The sequence below is a fragment of the Oleiphilus sp. HI0079 genome (assembly GCF_001635105.1).
The window spans coordinates 1-19,274 of the sequence record NZ_LWFT01000695.1; the positions used below are offsets into that span (position 1 = coordinate 1).

18 protein-coding genes are annotated in these 19,274 nt (G+C 45.5%); 5 read left to right on the forward strand and 13 right to left on the reverse strand.

Translation table 11 applies throughout. From position 1 onward, the window contains the following. Positions 1 to 461 precede the first annotated feature (461 nt). Positions 462 to 2,375, reverse strand: coding sequence for a propionyl-CoA synthetase (locus tag A3750_RS12620; RefSeq protein WP_068454460.1), 1,914 nt, complete (start codon positions 2,373 to 2,375; stop codon positions 462 to 464). 220 nt (positions 2,376 to 2,595) lie between these two features. On the opposite strand from A3750_RS12620, the gene A3750_RS12625 reads away from it, so the two are divergent. From A3750_RS12625 to A3750_RS12635, 3 genes are read left to right on the forward strand one after another with little or no spacing between them, the layout of a single operon-like run. Beyond that, a complete protein-coding gene (locus A3750_RS12625; RefSeq protein WP_068454456.1) occupies positions 2,596 to 2,913 on the forward strand; it encodes a TraR/DksA family transcriptional regulator in 318 nt (105 codons plus the stop codon). Positions 2,914 to 2,955: 42 nt separating this feature from the next. Further along, entirely contained in the window at positions 2,956 to 3,147 is a 192-nt protein-coding gene (locus tag A3750_RS12630; protein WP_068454453.1) for a DUF2892 domain-containing protein, read from the forward strand. Positions 3,148 to 3,191: 44 nt separating this feature from the next. Then, positions 3,192 to 3,551 carry a rhodanese-like domain-containing protein gene (locus tag A3750_RS12635; protein WP_068548327.1) on the forward strand — a complete coding sequence of 120 codons (360 nt, stop codon included), beginning with the start codon at positions 3,192 to 3,194 and terminating at the stop codon, positions 3,549 to 3,551. Positions 3,552 to 3,854: 303 nt separating this feature from the next. On the opposite strand, the gene A3750_RS12640 is transcribed toward A3750_RS12635, so the two are convergent. The 4 genes from A3750_RS12640 to A3750_RS12655 form a co-directional block, all read right to left on the reverse strand. Then, on the reverse strand, positions 3,855 to 4,058 hold the full coding sequence (locus tag A3750_RS12640) for a hypothetical protein (protein WP_068490615.1): 204 nt from the start codon (positions 4,056 to 4,058) through the stop codon (positions 3,855 to 3,857). Positions 4,059 to 4,197: 139 nt separating this feature from the next. Then, positions 4,198 to 5,823, reverse strand: a complete 1,626-nt coding sequence (locus tag A3750_RS12645; protein WP_068454475.1) for a methyl-accepting chemotaxis protein — start codon at positions 5,821 to 5,823, stop codon at positions 4,198 to 4,200. 196 nt (positions 5,824 to 6,019) lie between these two features. Next, positions 6,020 to 6,844: an SDR family oxidoreductase gene (locus A3750_RS12650; protein ID WP_068454442.1), complete on the reverse strand. Its 825-nt coding sequence runs from the start codon at positions 6,842 to 6,844 to the stop codon at positions 6,020 to 6,022. After that, a complete protein-coding gene (locus A3750_RS12655; RefSeq protein WP_068548328.1) occupies positions 6,841 to 8,247 on the reverse strand; it encodes an NAD(P)/FAD-dependent oxidoreductase in 1,407 nt (468 codons plus the stop codon). The genes A3750_RS12650 and A3750_RS12655 overlap by 4 nt, the downstream gene beginning before the upstream one ends. 167 nt (positions 8,248 to 8,414) lie before the next feature. On the opposite strand from A3750_RS12655, the gene A3750_RS12660 reads away from it, so the two are divergent. Next, entirely contained in the window at positions 8,415 to 9,035 is a 621-nt protein-coding gene (locus A3750_RS12660; RefSeq protein ID WP_068548329.1) for a TetR/AcrR family transcriptional regulator, read from the forward strand. On the opposite strand, the gene A3750_RS12665 is transcribed toward A3750_RS12660, so the two are convergent. From A3750_RS12665 to A3750_RS12685, 5 genes are all read right to left on the reverse strand, one after another. Beyond that, positions 9,032 to 9,898 carry a DMT family transporter gene (locus A3750_RS12665; RefSeq protein WP_068548330.1) on the reverse strand — a complete coding sequence of 289 codons (867 nt, stop codon included), beginning with the start codon at positions 9,896 to 9,898 and terminating at the stop codon, positions 9,032 to 9,034. The genes A3750_RS12660 and A3750_RS12665 overlap by 4 nt on opposite strands. A 341-nt stretch (positions 9,899 to 10,239) precedes the next feature. Further along, positions 10,240 to 11,214: an MvaI/BcnI family restriction endonuclease gene (locus tag A3750_RS12670; RefSeq protein ID WP_068548331.1), complete on the reverse strand. Its 975-nt coding sequence runs from the start codon at positions 11,212 to 11,214 to the stop codon at positions 10,240 to 10,242. A 788-nt stretch (positions 11,215 to 12,002) separates the two neighbouring features. Then, positions 12,003 to 12,824: an SDR family oxidoreductase gene (locus A3750_RS12675; RefSeq protein ID WP_068548332.1), complete on the reverse strand. Its 822-nt coding sequence runs from the start codon at positions 12,822 to 12,824 to the stop codon at positions 12,003 to 12,005. 21 nt (positions 12,825 to 12,845) lie between these two features. Further along, entirely contained in the window at positions 12,846 to 13,676 is an 831-nt protein-coding gene (locus A3750_RS12680; RefSeq protein WP_068548333.1) for an alpha/beta hydrolase, read from the reverse strand. A 34-nt stretch (positions 13,677 to 13,710) separates the two neighbouring features. Further along, on the reverse strand, positions 13,711 to 15,213 hold the full coding sequence (locus A3750_RS12685; protein ID WP_068548334.1) for an NAD(P)/FAD-dependent oxidoreductase: 1,503 nt from the start codon (positions 15,211 to 15,213) through the stop codon (positions 13,711 to 13,713). Between the two features lie 244 nt (positions 15,214 to 15,457). On the opposite strand from A3750_RS12685, the gene A3750_RS12690 reads away from it, so the two are divergent. Further along, positions 15,458 to 16,483 carry an AraC family transcriptional regulator gene (locus A3750_RS12690; RefSeq protein WP_068548335.1) on the forward strand — a complete coding sequence of 342 codons (1,026 nt, stop codon included), beginning with the start codon at positions 15,458 to 15,460 and terminating at the stop codon, positions 16,481 to 16,483. A gap of 27 nt (positions 16,484 to 16,510) precedes the next feature. On the opposite strand, the gene A3750_RS12695 is transcribed toward A3750_RS12690, so the two are convergent. The 3 genes from A3750_RS12695 to A3750_RS12705 are packed head-to-tail and all read right to left on the reverse strand — an operon-like array spanning position 16,511 to position 19,250. Then, complete coding sequence (locus tag A3750_RS12695) at positions 16,511 to 17,257, reverse strand: GGDEF domain-containing protein (RefSeq protein ID WP_068548336.1); 747 nt, start codon at positions 17,255 to 17,257, stop codon at positions 16,511 to 16,513. A gap of 35 nt (positions 17,258 to 17,292) precedes the next feature. Next, complete coding sequence (locus A3750_RS12700; RefSeq protein ID WP_156498563.1) at positions 17,293 to 18,201, reverse strand: substrate-binding domain-containing protein; 909 nt, start codon at positions 18,199 to 18,201, stop codon at positions 17,293 to 17,295. Positions 18,202 to 18,236: 35 nt separating this feature from the next. Next, the gene (locus A3750_RS12705) at positions 18,237 to 19,250 is read right to left on the reverse strand and encodes a methyl-accepting chemotaxis protein (protein WP_255374879.1); all 1,014 of its coding nucleotides are present in this window, start codon (positions 19,248 to 19,250) and stop codon (positions 18,237 to 18,239) included. Positions 19,251 to 19,274 lie beyond the last annotated feature (24 nt).

Here is a 19,274-nt window from a genome sequence, read left to right on the forward strand (position 1 = left end):
GAGCCATAAATACTGCCAAACATAGAGATACTGAGACGCTTCAAAGCTGTGCAAAAAACACACAGCTACTCCGTAGTATATCCTGCCCAATCGTTAAATATAGTTTGATTATGTAAAACAATTTGCCAATTACGGTCACAGATTCTGCGCCGCGAGAAAGGTCTCCTTGAGACATTCACGAATTTGAAGGCCCGAAAATCACGACAGAACTAGATTATTCAATGGATAAAAAGCTCCTTTGCGTTGGAGAGATCCGATTTTATCGGCCAAACAGAAAAGCAAAATCGAGTCCGTTTCAGTGATACATTATGCAAGGAATCACTGTCTCACCCACCACGTTAAATGCGCGCCTTCTTGCAAAACCATTGTTACGGATTCGAAAAAATACGATAAGAAAGCTGGTTATGTGTGGACCTTCCACTATCTTCTATCGTTCTCGAATGACGAGACTTATTGCTCCGCTAGGACGCTTTCTCTGGTGCTAGTGCGCCCAGCTCTCGTCGCTCTAATGCTGCGCGAATATCCTCGACACTACTCGGGTCGTCGATCGTAGAAGGAATCGTATACTGCTCGCCATCGGCAACCTGGCGCATGAGCTTACGCAAGATTTTTCCTGATCGCGTTTTCGGCAAACGAGGCATGACGAGCACCGTTTTAAAACATGCAACGGCTCCAATTTGCTTGCGGATTAAAGCAACAAGCTCCTTCTCTATCGTCGCCTCGTCGCTTTTAACACCATCTTTGAGCAAAACAAAGGCGAGCGGTATCTGCCCTTTCAACTCATCAGCAATACCAATAACCGCACACTCTGCTACTGCATCATGACTCGCAACCAACTCCTCCATCTCTCCGGTTGAGAATCGATGCCCGGCAATGTTAATCACATCGTCGGTACGCCCCATAATGAACACGTAGCCCTCATCGTCTTTATATCCGCCATCACCAGAACAATAGTACCCCGGGAAATCGGCAAGATATCCTGTCTTAAAACGATCAAAATTCTTCCAAATAGTCGGCAAGCAACTTGGTGGTAAGGGGAGCTTAATGGCGATATTACCCTGCTGATTGGACGGGAGTTCATTTCCCTGATCATCTAGAATGCGTACATCAAAGCCTGGACTCGGCTTTGTGGCTGAACCGGCTTTTACAGGCAGCTGCTCAATACCCAAAGGATTCCCGCAAATCGCCCAACCTGTTTCGGTCTGCCACCAATGATCAACCACCGGCAAATTTGTGGTTCGCTCAATCCACTCGAGTGTCGGCGGATCAAGACGCTCTCCTGCAACAAACACGGCTTCAAGACTGCCCACATCATAGAGCCGAATCAGCGCCCCATTGGGATCTTCTTTTTTGATTGCTCGAAACGCTGTTGGTGCAGAAAACAGCGCCTTTACCTTGTACTCTTCGATAACACGCCAAAAAGCGCCTGCATCGGGGGTTTTAACCGGTTTTCCTTCATAGAGCACCGTTGAAAGTCCGGTCATTAGCGGGGCATAAACAATATACGAGTGACCAACCACCCAGCCAACATCTGACGCCGCCCAAAATACCTCACCTGGATGCATGTTATAAACGGCCTGCATGCTATAGCGCATTGCAACGGCATGGCTACCATTGTCTCGCACCACGCCTTTTGGTGCGCCAGTGGTTCCTGATGTATAGAGAATATAGAGCGGATCAGTCGATGATACAGAAACAGGATCTGCGGGTGCTGCATGCTCTACCAGTTCATACCACGAGAAATCACGGCCTTGTTGAAGCTCGGCAGCACATTCGGCGCGCTGAGCGATGATGCAAGTCGACACCTCATGTTTGGCGTCGTTCAAAGCTTGATCGAGAAGGGGTTTATAGGGGATCAGGCGATCAATTTCGATACCGCATGAGGCGGACACTATAACGCTTGGTTCTGCATCATTAATGCGAATGGCCAACTCATGTGCGGCAAAGCCTCCAAAAACAACAGAATGTATTGCACCTAATCTGGCCACAGCAAGCATGGCGACAGCGGCTTCCGGAATCATCGGCATATAGATCAAAACAGTGTCGCCTTTGCCAACACCCTTGCTCTTCAAAACCCCGGCAAACTTCGCAACCCTGTCAAGCAACTGGCTATAGGTAATCTCTTCCTTGGTGTTTGTCACTGGCGAGTCATAGTAAATTGCAACCTGATCCCCCCTGCCCTGCAGCACCTGATCATCCAAACACAACGCCGAGGTGTTCAGCGAGCCGTCGGTGAACCAACGATCAACGCCATTTTGATCCTTGCTACAAATCGTTTCGGGAAATGTTGTCCAAGCAAGGCGACGAGCCTGCTTTGCCCAAAAGGCTTCGGGTTGTTCGATAGATCGTGTGTATTCGTCGTTGTAGCTAGCCATCTTAAATCACCGTATATGCTTGGTTTTTCAAAAGACTACTCTCGGCTGCATCGAACCGAAATTCGACCTTAGTCGTGCTCTAAATCGAATACTATCCATAGTTGAGCCAGATCAAGCGCCGCGCTTCGAGGTAGGATTATTCTAATCACATGCAAGAATGAAGCGGCAGTGCTGATGTACTGATCACTGCGTATTGATGACTACCCGATGGAGAAACTTCATGGAACAAGCGAAAAACAAACTACTCGAGTTAAAAGCCGAGTACGAGAAACGAGTAGAGAATACTGAAAAACACTTATTGCATCGTGAAGAACCAGTGAGTCAAGACTTCGCTGAGCAAGCCGTTGAGATGGAAAACGAAGAAGTCGTTGAACGCTTAGATGAAGAAGCAAAACATGAGCTCGCGTTAGTAAACGCGGCTCTGGCGCGCATTGAAAAGGGCGAATACGGACACTGTGAATCCTGCGGCGGTAAAATTAACGAGGCGCGTTTAGAAGCCCTTCCTCACGCAGCTAAGTGCATCAATTGCGCTGAGTAAACAAACCCAGATTATGTCATAGAGACAAGACAGGATAAGCTCATGAAGAATGAAGGCCGCATAGATCGAAGCATCAGAATAATTTTAGGCATGGTATTGATCAGTCTAGTTTTTATCGGGCCACAATCGGCTTGGGGGTGGATTGGTCTGGTGCCGCTGATCACTGGTGTGATTGGCTTTTGCCCCTTGTATAAAATCATCGGGCTAAATACTTGCCCTCTTGATGCTAAGTAGGGACACTACGCGACTCAACACATTGGATTCTATGGGGATATATTGTGCGACTTACCACATCATTGCTACTTGCTCTGCTTACGAGCATAACGTATGCCTCCGAGCCAATCTGGCTAGATGTCCGCACCCCACAAGAATTCTCTGAAGAACATGTTCAGAACGCAATCAATATCCCCTTTGACCAAATAACCACCGACATCACCGGGATAAGCGCAGATAAAGGCAGCGAGATCGTTCTTTACTGTCGCAGTGGCAGACGCGCAGACATTGCGATGTCGACACTACAGCAACTCGGATACACGAATGTTGTGAATCTGAAAACACTAGAGGCTGCAAAAGCGGCACGTGCGCTGAGAACGAGTGAGAGCAAAAAGAACACGGTCGAAAACGAAAACGAAAATTAAAGCAGAAAAAAAACTCCGGCTGAAATAAGCGCTGATAAACAGTCAAAGATTGTCAGTGCCCCCCTTGAAGATTCCGATAAGCCACTTTAAGCCTTAGCTCACTCCCTGAGGAAACCAATGCTATTGATCAACGTACGCCGGCCTTATCAATGACCAGCAAACCTGAGACTGTCAATTCAATATCTTCCGTGATCAACGTCTCTTAGTTTAAGACTAAGAGACTCGACTTCTGACCTCGTATCGGGCAAACATTCAAAACCTAGGTTTGACAAAAACGAAGGCGCGACCGCAATTGGAGCGAGCCTAGTTAATCAGGGAAACGCTCTTGGTCACGAGTCGGTCAAACAACTCTGGTGACATTGACGCTGCATCTTCTACTAATACAGACTCTGTATCCGATGCTGCAAAACGTGCACGAGTGCCGTAGGTGTTTCGCTCTAATGCGTTCCTAAGCGCCTTTTCTCTAATTTCGATTCTCGTTGCTTCGCAATTCGCTAGCCGTGACATGAACACAACCCCCGGTTGAAATTCTATTTAACCCTTCTCACTCTCCTTACGATGCAGCTAGCGCTTCGGTTTAAACGAATCTGACATGCAAAAAAAAGAGCGCAATCTGCGCTCTTTTTTGATGAAAAGATGCAACTCACTAGGTTCTAAAAGTGGCGCTTAGCTCTTCTAAATTCGTAGCCGCGTTACTCAGCTGCTGTGACATCTCCAAACTCTGATTCGCCGATTGGGCTGTCGCCTCTACCAGATCTGACATCTCAACAACGGTTCTGGCGATATCTTCAGAAACATTCGTCTGCTCTTCTGCAGCGGTTGCTACTTGCATATTTAAGCCATTGATTTGTGAAATACTAGAGCTAATCACATCCAGCTTTTCACTCGCCTGATTAAACATGTCAGCACTATTTGCTGTCACCTCAGAGCTTGCGTTCATAACCTCAGCTGTATTTTTTGCACCGCTTTGCACACTTTCAATAATGTCTTCAATTTCGGTCGTCGACTGCTGGGTTTTCTGAGCGAGAGAACGAACCTCATCGGCAACCACGGCAAAGCCTCTGCCTTGCTCGCCAGCACGCGCCGCTTCAATCGCGGCGTTGAGCGCTAACAGATTCGTTTGCTCTGCAATACCGCGAATCACACTCAGAACCGTTCCCACATTGTTGGTGTCTTCTTCAAGACGCTTAACAACCTCAACGGTATCGGATATTTGCGTAGCAAGCCGATTTATCGATTCTTGCGCACTACCCATTGTCTGCACGCCATCTTTCGCGGCTTCGTCCGCTTCTTGCGCGAGATTCGCCGCAGAGGCTGCGTGGCCCGCCACTTCCTGCGCAGTTGCGCTCATCTCGGTCATCGCGGAAGCGATATGATCCGTCGACTCGTTAGCCGTAGACACTTTGTTTACCAAGGCCTCTGAAGACTCGGCTAAATGCTGCGAGACGCTTTTTAGATCCTCATCCGTCGAATTCAAGCGATGGGCTAATTCCTGCAGAAAGCTCTGTAAATGCCGAGATGCATCCGCCAGTTTGCCTAGCTCATCGTCGCGTTGGATATGGATTTCATTATTGATCTTGCCTGAGCTGATACGCGAAATCACACCAATCAGTTCCTGGCTAGGCGCCACGATAGCTTTATTGATGACCCAGATAGATGCCAAGGCAAACAACACAATCACCACGCCCAAAACAGTGTTAAACACCGTCAAACCAGAATAGGCTTTCGCCGCCGCTTCTTCACTACGAAGCTTCACCATTTCAGCAATTTTGCCTGCCGCTTCCGAAAGCAACTTTGCTGGCTCTCGGTCAATACCCTTCACCGCCTTGTCGCCAGCGCGATGGTCATAACCCTGCGCTTCAAATGCATCAAAGCCTTGGCGATATGCAGAACCCATACTTTTATGTGCATCCAGAAAGCGAGATACAAGCGTTGCTGCTTCGCCTTGCTCAAGATGACTTAAAAGCTCTCGCCCTTCATCTTGAATATCCTGCTCCCGATCTTGAAAGCGCTGCCAATATTTCGTCCGCTGCTCAGAATCCTCTCCACGCAACAGCGTGTTCTTCCATTCTTGCACCTGCGTTTTAAAATCAACCAGCATCTTTGTGATAAGACGCTCGTTGGCGATATCCTTTTCAACGAGGCTTTCAAAGCCCTGCATCCCAGACAAAGCAGAGCTGAAAGAGGCGATGGATGCTAGCACAATCGATAACGCCCCAATGCCGATAATGGCCATTAGCTTGTTTCGAATGCTTCGGTTTATCCAAGTCATTTTTGTCACCATGTTTTCGTTATAATTCCGCATCAATTAAAGCCCATATAATCGACAAAGCAAGGCTATGGCTGATGTATTCCCCTTAACACTCTATAACGACCGTTTTTATTGTGACTTGATAGTACAAATACACTCAGCAACAAATATCTTGAATACATTGAGGTGATTGCGTAGTGATCCGGCGGGGGGTCACTTAAGGGGCTTGGCGACGCAGAAACTTCTTTCTGCCTCGCTCACCGATTGCAGATAAAAGGGGATACAGGCCACTTAACAAAAATGGAAACAGACAGACCAGCCTACCCAGAAAGCTATCGATATATGGGACAAAGTACTCTAGGCGCTGACTACGCTGTGCCTTATTGAAGGCCTTTACCACATCCTCAATCTTTGACGGCGAGCTTAGAAAGTTCAAAGCGCTACCGCCGTTTTCGGCCTCGTAACGAAGCATAGGCGTATCAATCGCGCTCGGCAGGATCATTGAGACAGCCACGCCGCTATTTTTTAACTCCTCACGCAAAGCAATTAAAAAACCCCTCAAACCAAACTTTGATGCAGAGTATGGAGCGGCACCCTTCAGAGCCACTAATGCGGCCATTGAAGCTGTATTAATAATATGCCCAAAGCCCTGAACCTGCATCTTTCTAGCGCAAGCCTGATTGAGCCACATGGTACTTTTGAGATTTATATCGATGTCGCGCGTTAACAGCTCTCGCGACACCGCCGACACCTCTCCGGGCGTCACGACACCTGCGTTCAAAAACGCGCAAGCAAGAGGTTCTTCAAAACCCTCAATTTCATCACAAAGCGCATTAAGAACTTCTATATTTGTAAGGTCAGCGTGCTTCAAACAAGCTCCGTGAAGAGCGCGCGGGTGTTCTTCAATAAGAGCACTTAAACCGGCTTGATCGACATCTACCAAAAATAAGCGATAGCCTTGCTGCGCTAAGTTCAGCGCTACGCCTCTTCCAATCCCACTCGCAGCACCAGTTACCAGCGCCCACTGTTTAGGCTTGTTCACGGGGTCTTAACCTCTGCAATTTGACGAGATAAGCCCTCTTTCGAGTTGATCGATTTGTAGAACTGCTCACTTGGTTCTGGCCAACAAAAAGCATTCCGCATTTGCTTCATCGCACGTTTGAATGCATTAGCGTTTGTGTAACCCTGATGTCTGTTTGAGCTTACATAGTGAACCTTACCTCCAAGCTGCGGCTCGCGGCCCTCAACAAACGCTTGTACTTTCTTGGCTTGCTCAGGATCTTGAAGCTGCGTTTCAACCGTTTTTGCGATGAGATAAGCCATATCATCAAAAAGTTTGTAGGCGCCGCCATTGGTTTCAATATAGCCATTGATAAATAAGCTGGGATGCTTTGGGTTAAACATTTTCATGAACGTTTGCGGCCGATGCCCCTTCCACTCAAAGAAAGAGGCATCAAGGTAAGGGATCTTCCAATCATAACCTGTTGCAAGAATCACCTTATCGACCTGAGCATGACTGCCGTCGACAAAGTAAACGGTGTTGCCATCAAGATACTCTATATCCGGCATCGCCTTGATGTCCCCATGCTGCAAATAATGAAGTATCTGCGTATTTAATATGGGATGGCTTGAAAGCACTTTATGATCTGGCTTTTGCAAACCAAGACGCGTCAAATCGCCATTGAGCATGCGCAGTAAACCACCGAAGACAAGCTGCGATAACTTGATCGGCATCCAGTCGCTTTGAGCACCAAACACATCAGCAGGCATTCCAAATATATGCTTAGGCACGAAGTGGTAACCACGACGCAAACTAATATAGGCATTGTCGGCCATGTATGCGGCGTCACAAGCAATGTCGACCCCAGAGTTGCCCGCACCCACCACCAACACATTCTGGCCCTTTAAGCTTTGTGGATCATGATAGTCAACGGAATGAAGCAACTCGCCGGTAAAGTTTTCCTGCCCCTTCAATGTCGGCTGGTGCTTGTACCAGTTTGTACCCGATGCGCAGACTAGCCATCGCGACTCGTCAGAAAAGCGCTCTCCGTGCGCATCCTCACCCTGAATTAACCAGAGCCCCTCTTTGAATTCGATCTGGGCCACTTTGGTTTGAAAGCGTATGTGTTGCAATAAACCATAATGCTCAGCAAAGCTTTTTATATACTCGAAAATTTGCTTGTTCGAAGGGTAATCTGGGTAATCCTCAGGCATCGGAAAACCTAAATGGCCAGACATTGTCTTGGAAGAGATAAAGTGCGCTGAAGCATACATCGGCGAACCTTCGTTCTCTAAATCCCAGATGCCGCCAACATTTTTGTGCTTCTCATAAACCACGAAGGGAATATTTAACGCTGCAAGTGCTCGCGCAGTAGCAAGTCCCGCTGGACCCGCGCCAATAATGGCGACTTTGTCGTTTGAGCCTAACTTGGTCGTCGCATTCATTGTTTATCACCTATTGCTTGTAGATTACGTCTTGCAGTCGGTAGTGACCGTCCAAAGCCGAGTCTAGAAATTATCTGATCATTGATCATGTTTTGAAATATGATCAATGATCAGATATTATTTGTCAATACACAGACGAGTGACACACCTAACCCCAAGGCAATTACGTGACGGCAAACAATACGGAAGCATCAAGACGCACCCCAACACAAAAGCGCAGTAAAGAGCGATATGAGCTTGTGGTGAACACCGCCAAACAACTTATTGGTGAAAGGGGAAATGACTCAGTGAGCATGCGCGAAATCGCGAAGCAGGCAAACATTCCTATCAGCTCAATTTACCAATACTTTCCCGACAAAAACGCCATTCTTGAAGCCATCATGCAGAGCTATTTTGAAGAGATAAGACAGGGCTTAAGACATTTTGTGGACTGCTGCCAATGCCGAGAAGACCTCAAAAAAGGAATCATCCAAGGGATTGATCTGTTTTATGCAACATTCAAACAAGAGCCGACCCTGGCAATCCTTTGGGCCGGACTGCAGGCGAATCCTAAACTCAAAGAACTTGACGCCCAAGACAGCAGAGAAAATGCCGGACTGCTAACGGATAAGCTTTGCTGCTTCTCAAAAAACAGCTCTTCGAACGAAATATACAACGCAGTGCTACTGCTTCTTCACTCTGCCGGAATGACCGTACGCCTTGCACTCGACATGGAACCTGCTCAAGCCGACAGGTTTATTGATGAATACAAGGCGCTTGCTCTGCTGCGATTGGATGCCCTACCTTAAACGCTATCAACCTGGCGACCTTTCCAGAACACGACCAGCCCAACGCCGCCCAAAATCATTAACGAGGCGAGCACTAACCGCTGCGAAATAACTTCTCCCACAAATAACACGCCACCAGCCGCAGCAATAACCGGCACGAGCAATTGCACCGCTGCCGCCTGCGCGTTGGAAAGCCCACGTACAGCCAAAAACCATATCGTGTATCCGAGGCCTGAAGTCAGACCTCCAGAGAGAGCAGCCAAAACAATTCCATGAGCACTCATCTCACTATTGATCGCCATCAACACAAACAGCATGCAGACAAAAGGCACAGTTCGAGCAAAATTAAAGGCCGTATCGCCAAGTGCATCTCGCGAGCCTTGACCAGAAACAGAGTACAAGCCCCATGCACCTCCAGCCAGAACCATCAGTAAAAAGCCAATGGCCGCTGGTGCACCAGCGCCGGGAAGCATCAAGTAAAGGAGCCCACAAAAAGCAACGGTAAATCCAACACTCTCAGCAAAAGAAAGTCGGCCTCCCTTCAACAAGCCCACACCAATCATCGTTAATTGAACGGACGCGAAGAGAATCAACGCCCCCGTTCCCGTATCTAGCGCACTGTAAGCAAAAGAAAACGAAACAGCATAAAGAAACAGAAAAATGCCTGAGCGCCAACTACCTGTCGACGCTTGGCCATCTGTCCTTTTGCGGAAGCTCAAAATGAGAAATAACACCAACATACCCGAAATAAGCCTAAGAGCAGTAAAACTAGCTGGGTCAATCGTCGGCGAAGCGCTAGCCCCTTGCTCCAGTGCAAGGCGACAAAGCACCGAGTTGCCCGCAAAGGCAACCAAAGCAACAACGGTATATAAAAACGTGTTCATAGCGTGTAGAAACCAAATAGTGCGCGTTTTGCAGATCCATTCAAGAGTATAAACAGATTGAGCGAAGAGTAAGACACACCGGATCGCTCTTCGTTCAACAGCAAACTAGCGAGAGGCGACGAAAAGACTTCTATTAAGGTGTTAACTAACCAAATTTAAGCCACGCAGCGACCAAAGCGTACTCGGCGCAAACCAGCAGATGGACAAAAGAAGAAATGGTGCCGAGGGCCGTAGTCATATCCAACCTCTAACCTGTTGAATTGATTTGTAACTGGCTTAAGGAAAGCGAGTTGATGTTACTTCTCACGTAACTAAAGATCCTGCATTGCTAATAGCATTGCTTACCGAAACTCGTCAGTGATCGTTTCCATTGATAGATAAAGGGTCTCCAAGCTATCACTTCGAATTCTCCACAGAAACCCATGGTCTTTGATTTTTCCTTGCTTCTCGGAAAGAGTGAAATCGAGGTATATGTCCCCTGCCTGAACTAGCTTTAAAAATCTTAGAATAGAGGGCCACTTACAATATCGAACCGACTCAATGACGCAATACTCTGCATCACCTTTCTTAAACGAATTAACTGCTATAAAAGCTGTCTGACTGTGCTTAGATAAAAGAGCTTCTTCCAATTGCTCAGCGTCATACTCCATGACTTTATTGCCATGCCTGAACACTTCTACGAGATGTCCATTTACGTTTAAGTTAAATCCCAGAGTATCAGGATTACTGCTAAAAGATGTATATAGCGAATTACGACTTTTCTTTTGGTCATACGACGAGTGCTCATTGAAAAAGTCGTTTTTGTTTGCACCATTTTCATATCTTGTGGGTATTCTTGAAAACAAGGTCTGCAGTGTTTTACCTTTCTTAGTTTTCAGCTCAATACCCATAAAATCGGCTTCTTTACTGCTGTTAGCTTTAATTCCAAGTGCCTGTTCCAGCGCTAACCCAAATCTTCCAGAGCCCTTTGAACTGACCTTGATAGGGCCAAGGCCTTGTAGCTTAGAGAATAGAATTTTATGCGGTTCAACTGCTGGTATTGGAGAGCGATCCAAGTGATCTAGAACTATTAGTTTTAGTAAGCGCTGGTAATTATGAAAGGGTTTGAGACCGTCACAATATGGGAGGTGCTGCTCATATAGGATTGCGCTGATATTCTGGAACTTACGTTCAAAGCTTTTGGGACTTCTACCAAACTTCTCACCAAGATTACGATAGATCTCCGCTTTGTTTACGCTTCCACCGCTACTTTGTATTTCTAGAAGGTTAAAGTATGCTTCGACAGCGCCTTTAACTTCCTCTTCCGACCAGCCCATATTGTCCCTTTTATTTACTTAAGTCGTCATTGTCCACTTAGATCACTTGATACTCGAAAGATAAGACCAAGTTTTCTGAACGGGATATCAAGTTAACATCAGCATCGATAATCGAGCAATCAGTTTCATGATAATGATCTGGCTGCGATACTTCGAATCTAAGTAGACCTGCGCATTCTGCGCAAAATAGCCCCTAAAAGTACGCAAAATCATTTCAAGTTACTTCTGACGTAACTAAAAAGCTGGGCTGATATGGGGCGATATAGAGTCGTATGACACAAGAAATATATCTAAGTCATTGAAATACAGTTGGATCTGGGGTGATATGGTGGTGTATGGGAGTATTAAATGGTGCCCGGGGCCGGACTCCCATTGCAAATCTAACTAGCTGATCCTAGGTAACTTTAGCTCTTCAACATATTGATCAAGTTACTTCTCACGTTACTAACCTCAAAAATCAATAGCAATGCCAACCCTACTAACTTGCCCAATTAGCAAAGAGGGTCTTTCTGTTTTATTAACAATGATGAAGAAACTGGCATAGTATAATTCTGTATTTATTCAAAGCACTCAACGTCGATCTAAAAACGTCTTGAAAGCAATATCCATAGAATCAACAGAGACGTCCACCAGTTTTCGAGGAAGTCGAAGAGATACGCTAGAGAGGCATTCCCAATTCAAACCGCTTCTGAATTTCCTTAAACTTTTTCCACAAAATCCATCACTGACTTTATGGTCAGTGCTTGGGTCATCATGGTTGAAATCATCTTTGCAAATCCTAATTATTGTTATGGGTTTGTCATTTTTCCGGTTCGAAATAGCGGATTGATTATTTTGGAATAGCTCTTAGGCCATAGTCTTCCAAACCAATCAACCAGTGTTGCATCGGGTCCAATCAAGATACGAGGTGAACGTTTGCGCATACCTTTCTCAATCACTTTTGCCGCTTTTTCTGGTGTAGTCAGGGCGACAGTCTCAAAATGCTTTGCAAAAGCATCTTGCACACCACTATCTGATTCCGCTCCAGCCGCAATGTTCGTACGAATACCACCCGGCATGACACAAAGCACATCAACATTCACACCTTTGGCCTTGAAGTCTTGTCTTAGCGCCTCAGTAAAACCACGAACCGCAAATTTAGAAGCGTGATAGGGCGTCATCATAGGGATCGTAATAAGACCAAAAATCGAAGCCAGATTAACAATCAATCCGCGCTCACTACGCTCCAATAGCGGCAACATTTCACGGCACCCAATTGTTATGCCAGTGAAGTTTACATCCATTACCTTGTTGAATAATTTCTCAGAGGTCTCATCGAAATAGCCAAAAGACGCCATTCCTGCATTGTTTACAAGCGCATCCAGATATCCGGGCCCGTCCTTCAAAAGTTGAGCCAAACGCCGCCAATCTTCTGAAGAACTCGCATCCGCTTTCTCGGCAATCAATACTGAGTTACCCAAAGACTTTGCAGTTTGTTTTAGGTTGGCTTCATTCACATCGGTCAGCACAAGTGAAGCGCCCTGCGATGCGAGTAATTCGGCTAATGCTTTGCCAATTCCCGAACCTACACCTGTCACTAATACGATCTTACCTTGCCATGTCGATCCCATCTTTAAACCTCAATAAGTTAGTTATGCGACGCGAGCTTGTCCGTTGCCGCTTTCATTGGTACTGTCTTTTGAATCAAGCCAAGCAAAAATTGACTCTTGAATCATTGGAAAATAAGACCCGCCAACGGTCCAATGGCAGACACCCTTCAACTCGATCATTGTCGATCTACCTGGATACTTCGCGTTGATTTTTTGTTGAATCTTTAACGGCGTTATCTTGTCTTCTGTACCCGCAATGATGAGCACAGGACACGTAACGTTCTCATAACAAACACGCGTTGGCGGATGTCTGAATAAAAACCAAAGGCCTATCTCCACAGCCGCTCGACCAGACTCCAAGGTCACTAATTTCGAGATCTCATGCTGTGTTTCGAAAGACTGAGAGTTAGCGATTCCATAACGGATATTGCTAAATTTCAGATCCATTGTTTTTTTCCACAAAGGAAACTTAAGAAGATTGTGGCCCAGCGTTCTGACAACCGATGTCGTCCAACCATTCATGCCGGCAGGGGCTGCTGACGACAACAAAATCAACCTTTCACAAGGCTTTCTAGCTGCCACCAATTGCGCCAGTAATCCACCCATGGAATGGCCCACGAGTATTGGAGGGCTTGTTAACTCCTGTTCAAGATAACGCTCCAAATAGACCACGTAGTCGTTAATGCTGCACACGGCCAAGCTTCTTTTTGTTCGTTCATCAAGCACGTTCAAGTCTTTATGAAACGGTAAACTTGGCACATCTACATCATAGCCTTGATCTTCAAACGCCAGACGCAATGACGCTAGCGTTTGAGGTGTACTCCACATACCATGCACGAGTACGACAGGCGGTTTCAATTCGTTACGATTCATAAGTCGTTTACTTAAGCATGTTAATCTGAGATCACTAGGCTATTTTTAAGTTTGGCTGCTGGCTTTCCTGGGCTTGCACATTCTCTTTCTCGAACGACAGAACGCCATCTACCACAGGGTCATTGAGCAGCACCTTTTTATCCTTTCCGTAGTGCATGAGCACTTTCCAAGGACCACTTCTACCTTGTCGTGGAAGCACATTTCTGGCGCGCTGCACATAGCCCGGCGCAAATTCATCGAGCATCCCGACATCCATACGGTTATTATCCGAATCAATCGGCGTGACTGTTTTCAGATTATTGGCATCCATGTGTTTAAACAGACGGCAAATATATTGCCCTGCAATATCGGACTTAAGCGTCCATGGCACATTGGTATAGCCAAAAATCCAGGCAAAATTTGGGAAGTCTTCTATCAAAACACTCTTGTAAACCATCTTTTCGGCAATACTCGTTTTCTTTCCATCGATAGCGACGTCCATTCCACCCATCATTTGGATGTTCAAACCCGTTGCCGTCACGATAATATCGGCTTCTAATTCAGTACCCGACTTCAGAAGAATGCCTTTCTCTGTAAAGCGATCAATATGATCCGTTACTACGGATGCTTTGCCCGATTTAACACACTCGAATAAATCACCATCCGGAGCCGCGCAAAGACGTTCTTCCCATGGGTTATACTTAGGCGTAAAGTGACGCATATCGACTCCGTCCCCAAGACGCTTCTTGGCCGCGCCCAGTAACAACTTTCGAATCACTTTTGGCCAACGCATAGCCGAAAGGTATAGCCCTCGCTGGAACAAAGTATTTCTCAGTCGAGCAAATTTAAACACCCAGTTCTGGGGTAAGAATTTATTCATGATCACTGCCATGGTATCATTGTCAGGTAAGGGCATGATGTAGGTAGGAGAACGTTGCAGCATGGTGATATGTTCAGTCTTGTCACTCATGCTAGGAATCAGCGTGACGGCCGTTGCACCACTTCCGATGACCACAACTTTCTTACCAGAGTAGTCTAGGTCTTCAGGCCAGTGTTGAGGGTGGATAATTTTGCCTTTGAAGTCGTCGGAACCGGCGAACTCAGGACTATAGCCCTCATCAAAGTTGTAATAGCCCGTACAGTTGGACAAGAAACCACAAGTGAAATGCTTCTCTTCACCACTCGCCTCGTGGAGAGCGGTTAACTTCCAATGCTGGTCATCACTAGACCATTCTGATTTTATGATTTTTAGACCAAACTGAACTTTATCTTTAAGGCCGTACTCTCGTGCAGTTTCAATCACATAGTCACGAATATCACCACCCTTAGCCAGCACTTTGCTCGACAACCAGGGCTTGAATCTGAAGCCGAAACTCGCCATATCTGAGTCAGAACGAATGCCTGGATATTTAAACAAATCCCATGTGCCACCCATATTTTCACGGCGCTCTAGAATTGCGATTGTCTTATCAGGGCACTTTTTAGCGATATGGCAGGCAGTACCGATACCAGAAAGACCCGCTCCAATCATGATGACATCGAAATGCTGCACTCCCATATATTCCTCCCAAAGAAAAATCAGTTTGAATTGATAAGCGTATTATTCATCAGTAAACACGCAAAATTATTGATCTAGAGCGACATCATTTTGACTTTACGCGACATATAGGTAATTATTTAGTCGAATTTGTACCTAATTAGTGCGTTTGAGATAACCAACACTAATTATTGCTCGCGCCTTTAGTGGGTATGAATAAATTAGTGGGCATGTATAAAGAAGCCGAATACTGACAGGAAACTAAATGGGAAACCTAATACGAGCAACCAGCTTGTTAGCTTACGATGAGTTAGTACATGACTTGGGCGAGGATCCAAAACCACTACTAGATAGATTTAGTATTCCTTTATCGCAATTTCGACCCGACCGCTCCTTCATACCTTTCAGATCTGTCGCTGCTTTGCTAGAAGCAAGTGCCAAGGAGCTACGTTGTCCAGAGTTCGGACTGCGCCTGGCAGAGTATCAAGGTATGCATATACTTGGCCCAATCTCAGTTATTGCGCGAAACTCTCAAACAGTGGAAGAAGCCATACTGAATATCGCGCGCTATCTTTATTTTCACTGCCCTGCACTAGACCTGCAACTCATCCGAGGTCAAGAACTTGATTTTGTATTGATGCGGTTGGATGTAACAGAGCTAACGCTTGCACAAAACAGACAGGCTTACGAGGTCAGTATCGGTAATGGCAAAAAAATCTTAAAACTGCTGGCAGGAGAAGACTTCATTCCAGAAGGCATCGCTTTCAAACACCATCAGATTGCGACAAATGAAGCCTATCAAAGGGCGTTTGGCTGCGAGGTAAAATTTGAGCAAAGTTGGTGTGGTCTGAAAATTCCTTTATCTGCATTAGGCCAGAAATTAACCAGTACCGATGACCAAGCACGCGAACTGGCGGAACAGTTCTTAAACGCAAACATAGCTCACGTTTCCGATTCTTTCTCCACACGCGTGATCCAGTTAATTGATAGCCTGTTGCCCACACGAAACTGCACCAATAAAACGATCGCTGAACACTTAGCAATACACCCTAGAACGCTGCAGAGAAAGCTAGCCAGTGAAGGCACTACATACGAGTCATTGCTGGATCAAGAACGACGTCAACTAGCAGAGCAATATCTCTCGCAAAAAGACATGCGGCTTGATCATATCACAGGACTATTGGGCTACTCTGAACAAGCCGTATTCAATCGAGCTTGTCGGCGCTGGTTTGGGGCAACGCCTACTGAGTACCGCAATTCGTTAGCGACTTTAATGAGTGGTCGTGAATAAAACTATGTTTTAGACAAATAAGGTCTTTTATTGGCCCATAAAATAATATCCATTCTTGCCACGTTCTTTAGCGACATACATAGCCCTATCTGCTTCGCTAATTAGGCTTTCAGCGGACATATTATTTTCCGATGTAAACGAAATCCCAATGCTTAAAGAAATACTAATCTCATGAACGGCTGCCGCTCTATCTATAATCTTTTGCGCAACAAGAGCGGCTTCATCCCTGCTCTGCACACCAGACAAATGAATAACAAATTCATCGCCAGCAAATCTTGAGACCAGGTCAGATTTTCTTACAACTTCCACCAATACCTTTGAGATATTCACTAGAAGTTCATCACCAACCGAATGACCATGAATATCATTTATTTGCTTAAAGTCATCAATATCGACAAACAATACCGCGTGAACCTCATCAGAATTAGCGATTGATGAAATAGAACGTTCTAGCTTAGGGAGAAAATCCCGTCTATTCGATAGTTTGGTTAATGGATCTGTTGACGCTAGTAGAGCCATCTCACTTTCATATAACTTTCGGCGCTTAATTTCGTCCTTTAGTTGGCGAGTTCTATTAAATAATAAGAGCGACAAGACAAACACTAAAGAAACTGCTGTCACGAGAATTTCGTCTAATTCCCAATCCTCATGATCTTGGCTAAATTCTACGAACAACTCCAGAGCATCAAAGTGTCCAGCTAATAAGAAACTCACAACACCGACAAATAACAGAGCCCCTATCTCGCGATATATCTGTTTATTTAAATTTACCAACTAATCATCCCCTATTTTTGTTATTTGGGTGATACTTATTTTGGTCTTTTATCCCACAAATCAAAGAGGAGCTTACCTTCGCTCAAGTTAATTGAACCTTCCTCAGAAATAATTCGTTGCCCCTCGGGCCCGAGAATGAATTCTAAGAACTGCTCCACTTTTGGAGTTTTTCCGTTCTTACTAACAGCAAGATATAAAGGCCGGTAGTAAGGATAAGTGCCACTGGCTATGTTAGCTTTACCAGGATAGACGCCATCTAGACTGAGAATCTTTAAAGGAAGTTTCTTCGCGGAACTAATGCCATCAATTGCAATCGCGTCCTCACGCCGAATAACATTATTTTCTAATGGAATAGTAGAATCATATTCAAACACTGTTTCTTTAAACTTGAAGTTAACGTTCTCAAACATAAGTAGCCGGGACATATAACCTACGCCAGAGTTTTTATCCTTCCTTATCAGAGTATGGATTTCTTTGTCAGCCCCACCTAAATCCTTCCAGCTCCTGATGCCACCAGAGAATACTTTCTTTAACTCATCAAGAGCTATATCGTTCACCGGATTATTTTGATTCACTATCACTACCAGTGCATCCCAACCAACCTGAATTAATTCAACGCCGGTTTCATCCTCATGCACATCCCCCAAGATATCAATCAATTGATGACGACAGGTAGCGCCTATATCAACCGTTCCTAAAGCAGCTAAACGAATACCTTTGGTGGCCCCACCGCCTGAGAGTCGAGGAAAATATCCGTAGCTTGTAGAAAACTCATTGATAGCACGCTCCAAGTAAGATCTCTTACTTATACCACATCCTTTAATATGAATATTTCTGTCATTATTCGCCCCATTCTGGTTCTGATGCCCTTCTATAGCACTTGCCATCAGCACCATCAAACTAAATGCCACAGATGAAAAAATCCTTCTTAATCTTGTATTCACGCCGGCCCCCTCAGACGCCAATGCCTACCTTTGGTCTAATCAAGCTTGAATTTACCAACCAATACTTCAAGCTCAGAAGACATCTCGGTTAAATCCTGACCAATCTCATTGGTTTTCTGAATACTGATGACCGTATTTGAAGAAATATTGTCGATATTAACGATGTTTCGATTAATTTCCTCTGCGACAGCGCTTTGCTCTTCTGCAGCCGTCGCGATTTGTCTATTCATATCCTTAATACGAGTCACGGCACCAGTTATGTTATCTAAAGCCGCTCCAGCCTCAGACGCCTGAGAAACGGTTTCTTGAGCTTTATCTCGACTATTCGCCATGGCATCAACTGCAGACTGTGCCCCCGCTTGCAATTTCTCAATAACATTTTGAATTTCTGCAGTAGACTCTTGGGTCTTACTCGCCAACGTCCTTACTTCATCCGCGACTACTGCAAACCCCCTGCCTTGTTCTCCTGCTCTAGCAGCCTCTATGGCAGCATTAAGAGCCAAAAGATTCGTTTGCTCTGCAATAGAATCAATCATCTCAAATACAGTTGCGATTTCTTCTCCATTTTTTTCCAAAGAGGTAATCACATTGGATGCTTCGTTTATCTCATTAGACAAGTCTTCGATCGAGCTAATTGTGTTTAAAACTGTTGATCTTCCAGAAGAGGCTGCTAAATCTGCCGCTTCAGCTTCGTCCGCCGCGGCCACCGCATGAGTCGCAACTTCCTGCACAGTTGCAGTCATTTCATTCATAGATGTTGCGACAAGCGTAATTTCTGATTTTTGAGTATCCGTATCTTGGCTAGTAGCTTCCATATTGCTAGCCATATCATTTGAAGCTGAATTTAATTTTGTCGTTGTTCCTGCAACATGACTAACTAGCCCTCTTATTCGTTCAGCAAATTTATTAAACGCAATGGCTAGATCTGTCACTTCATTATTGCCCTTCTCGGAAATTCGTTTCGTTAAATCTCCATCACCTTCCGCAATTTCATTCATCGCGTGAACCGCCTCACCAAGGGGTTTTACGATCAAATAGGAAATTAGCACCGCGACTAAAATGCCTACTATCAA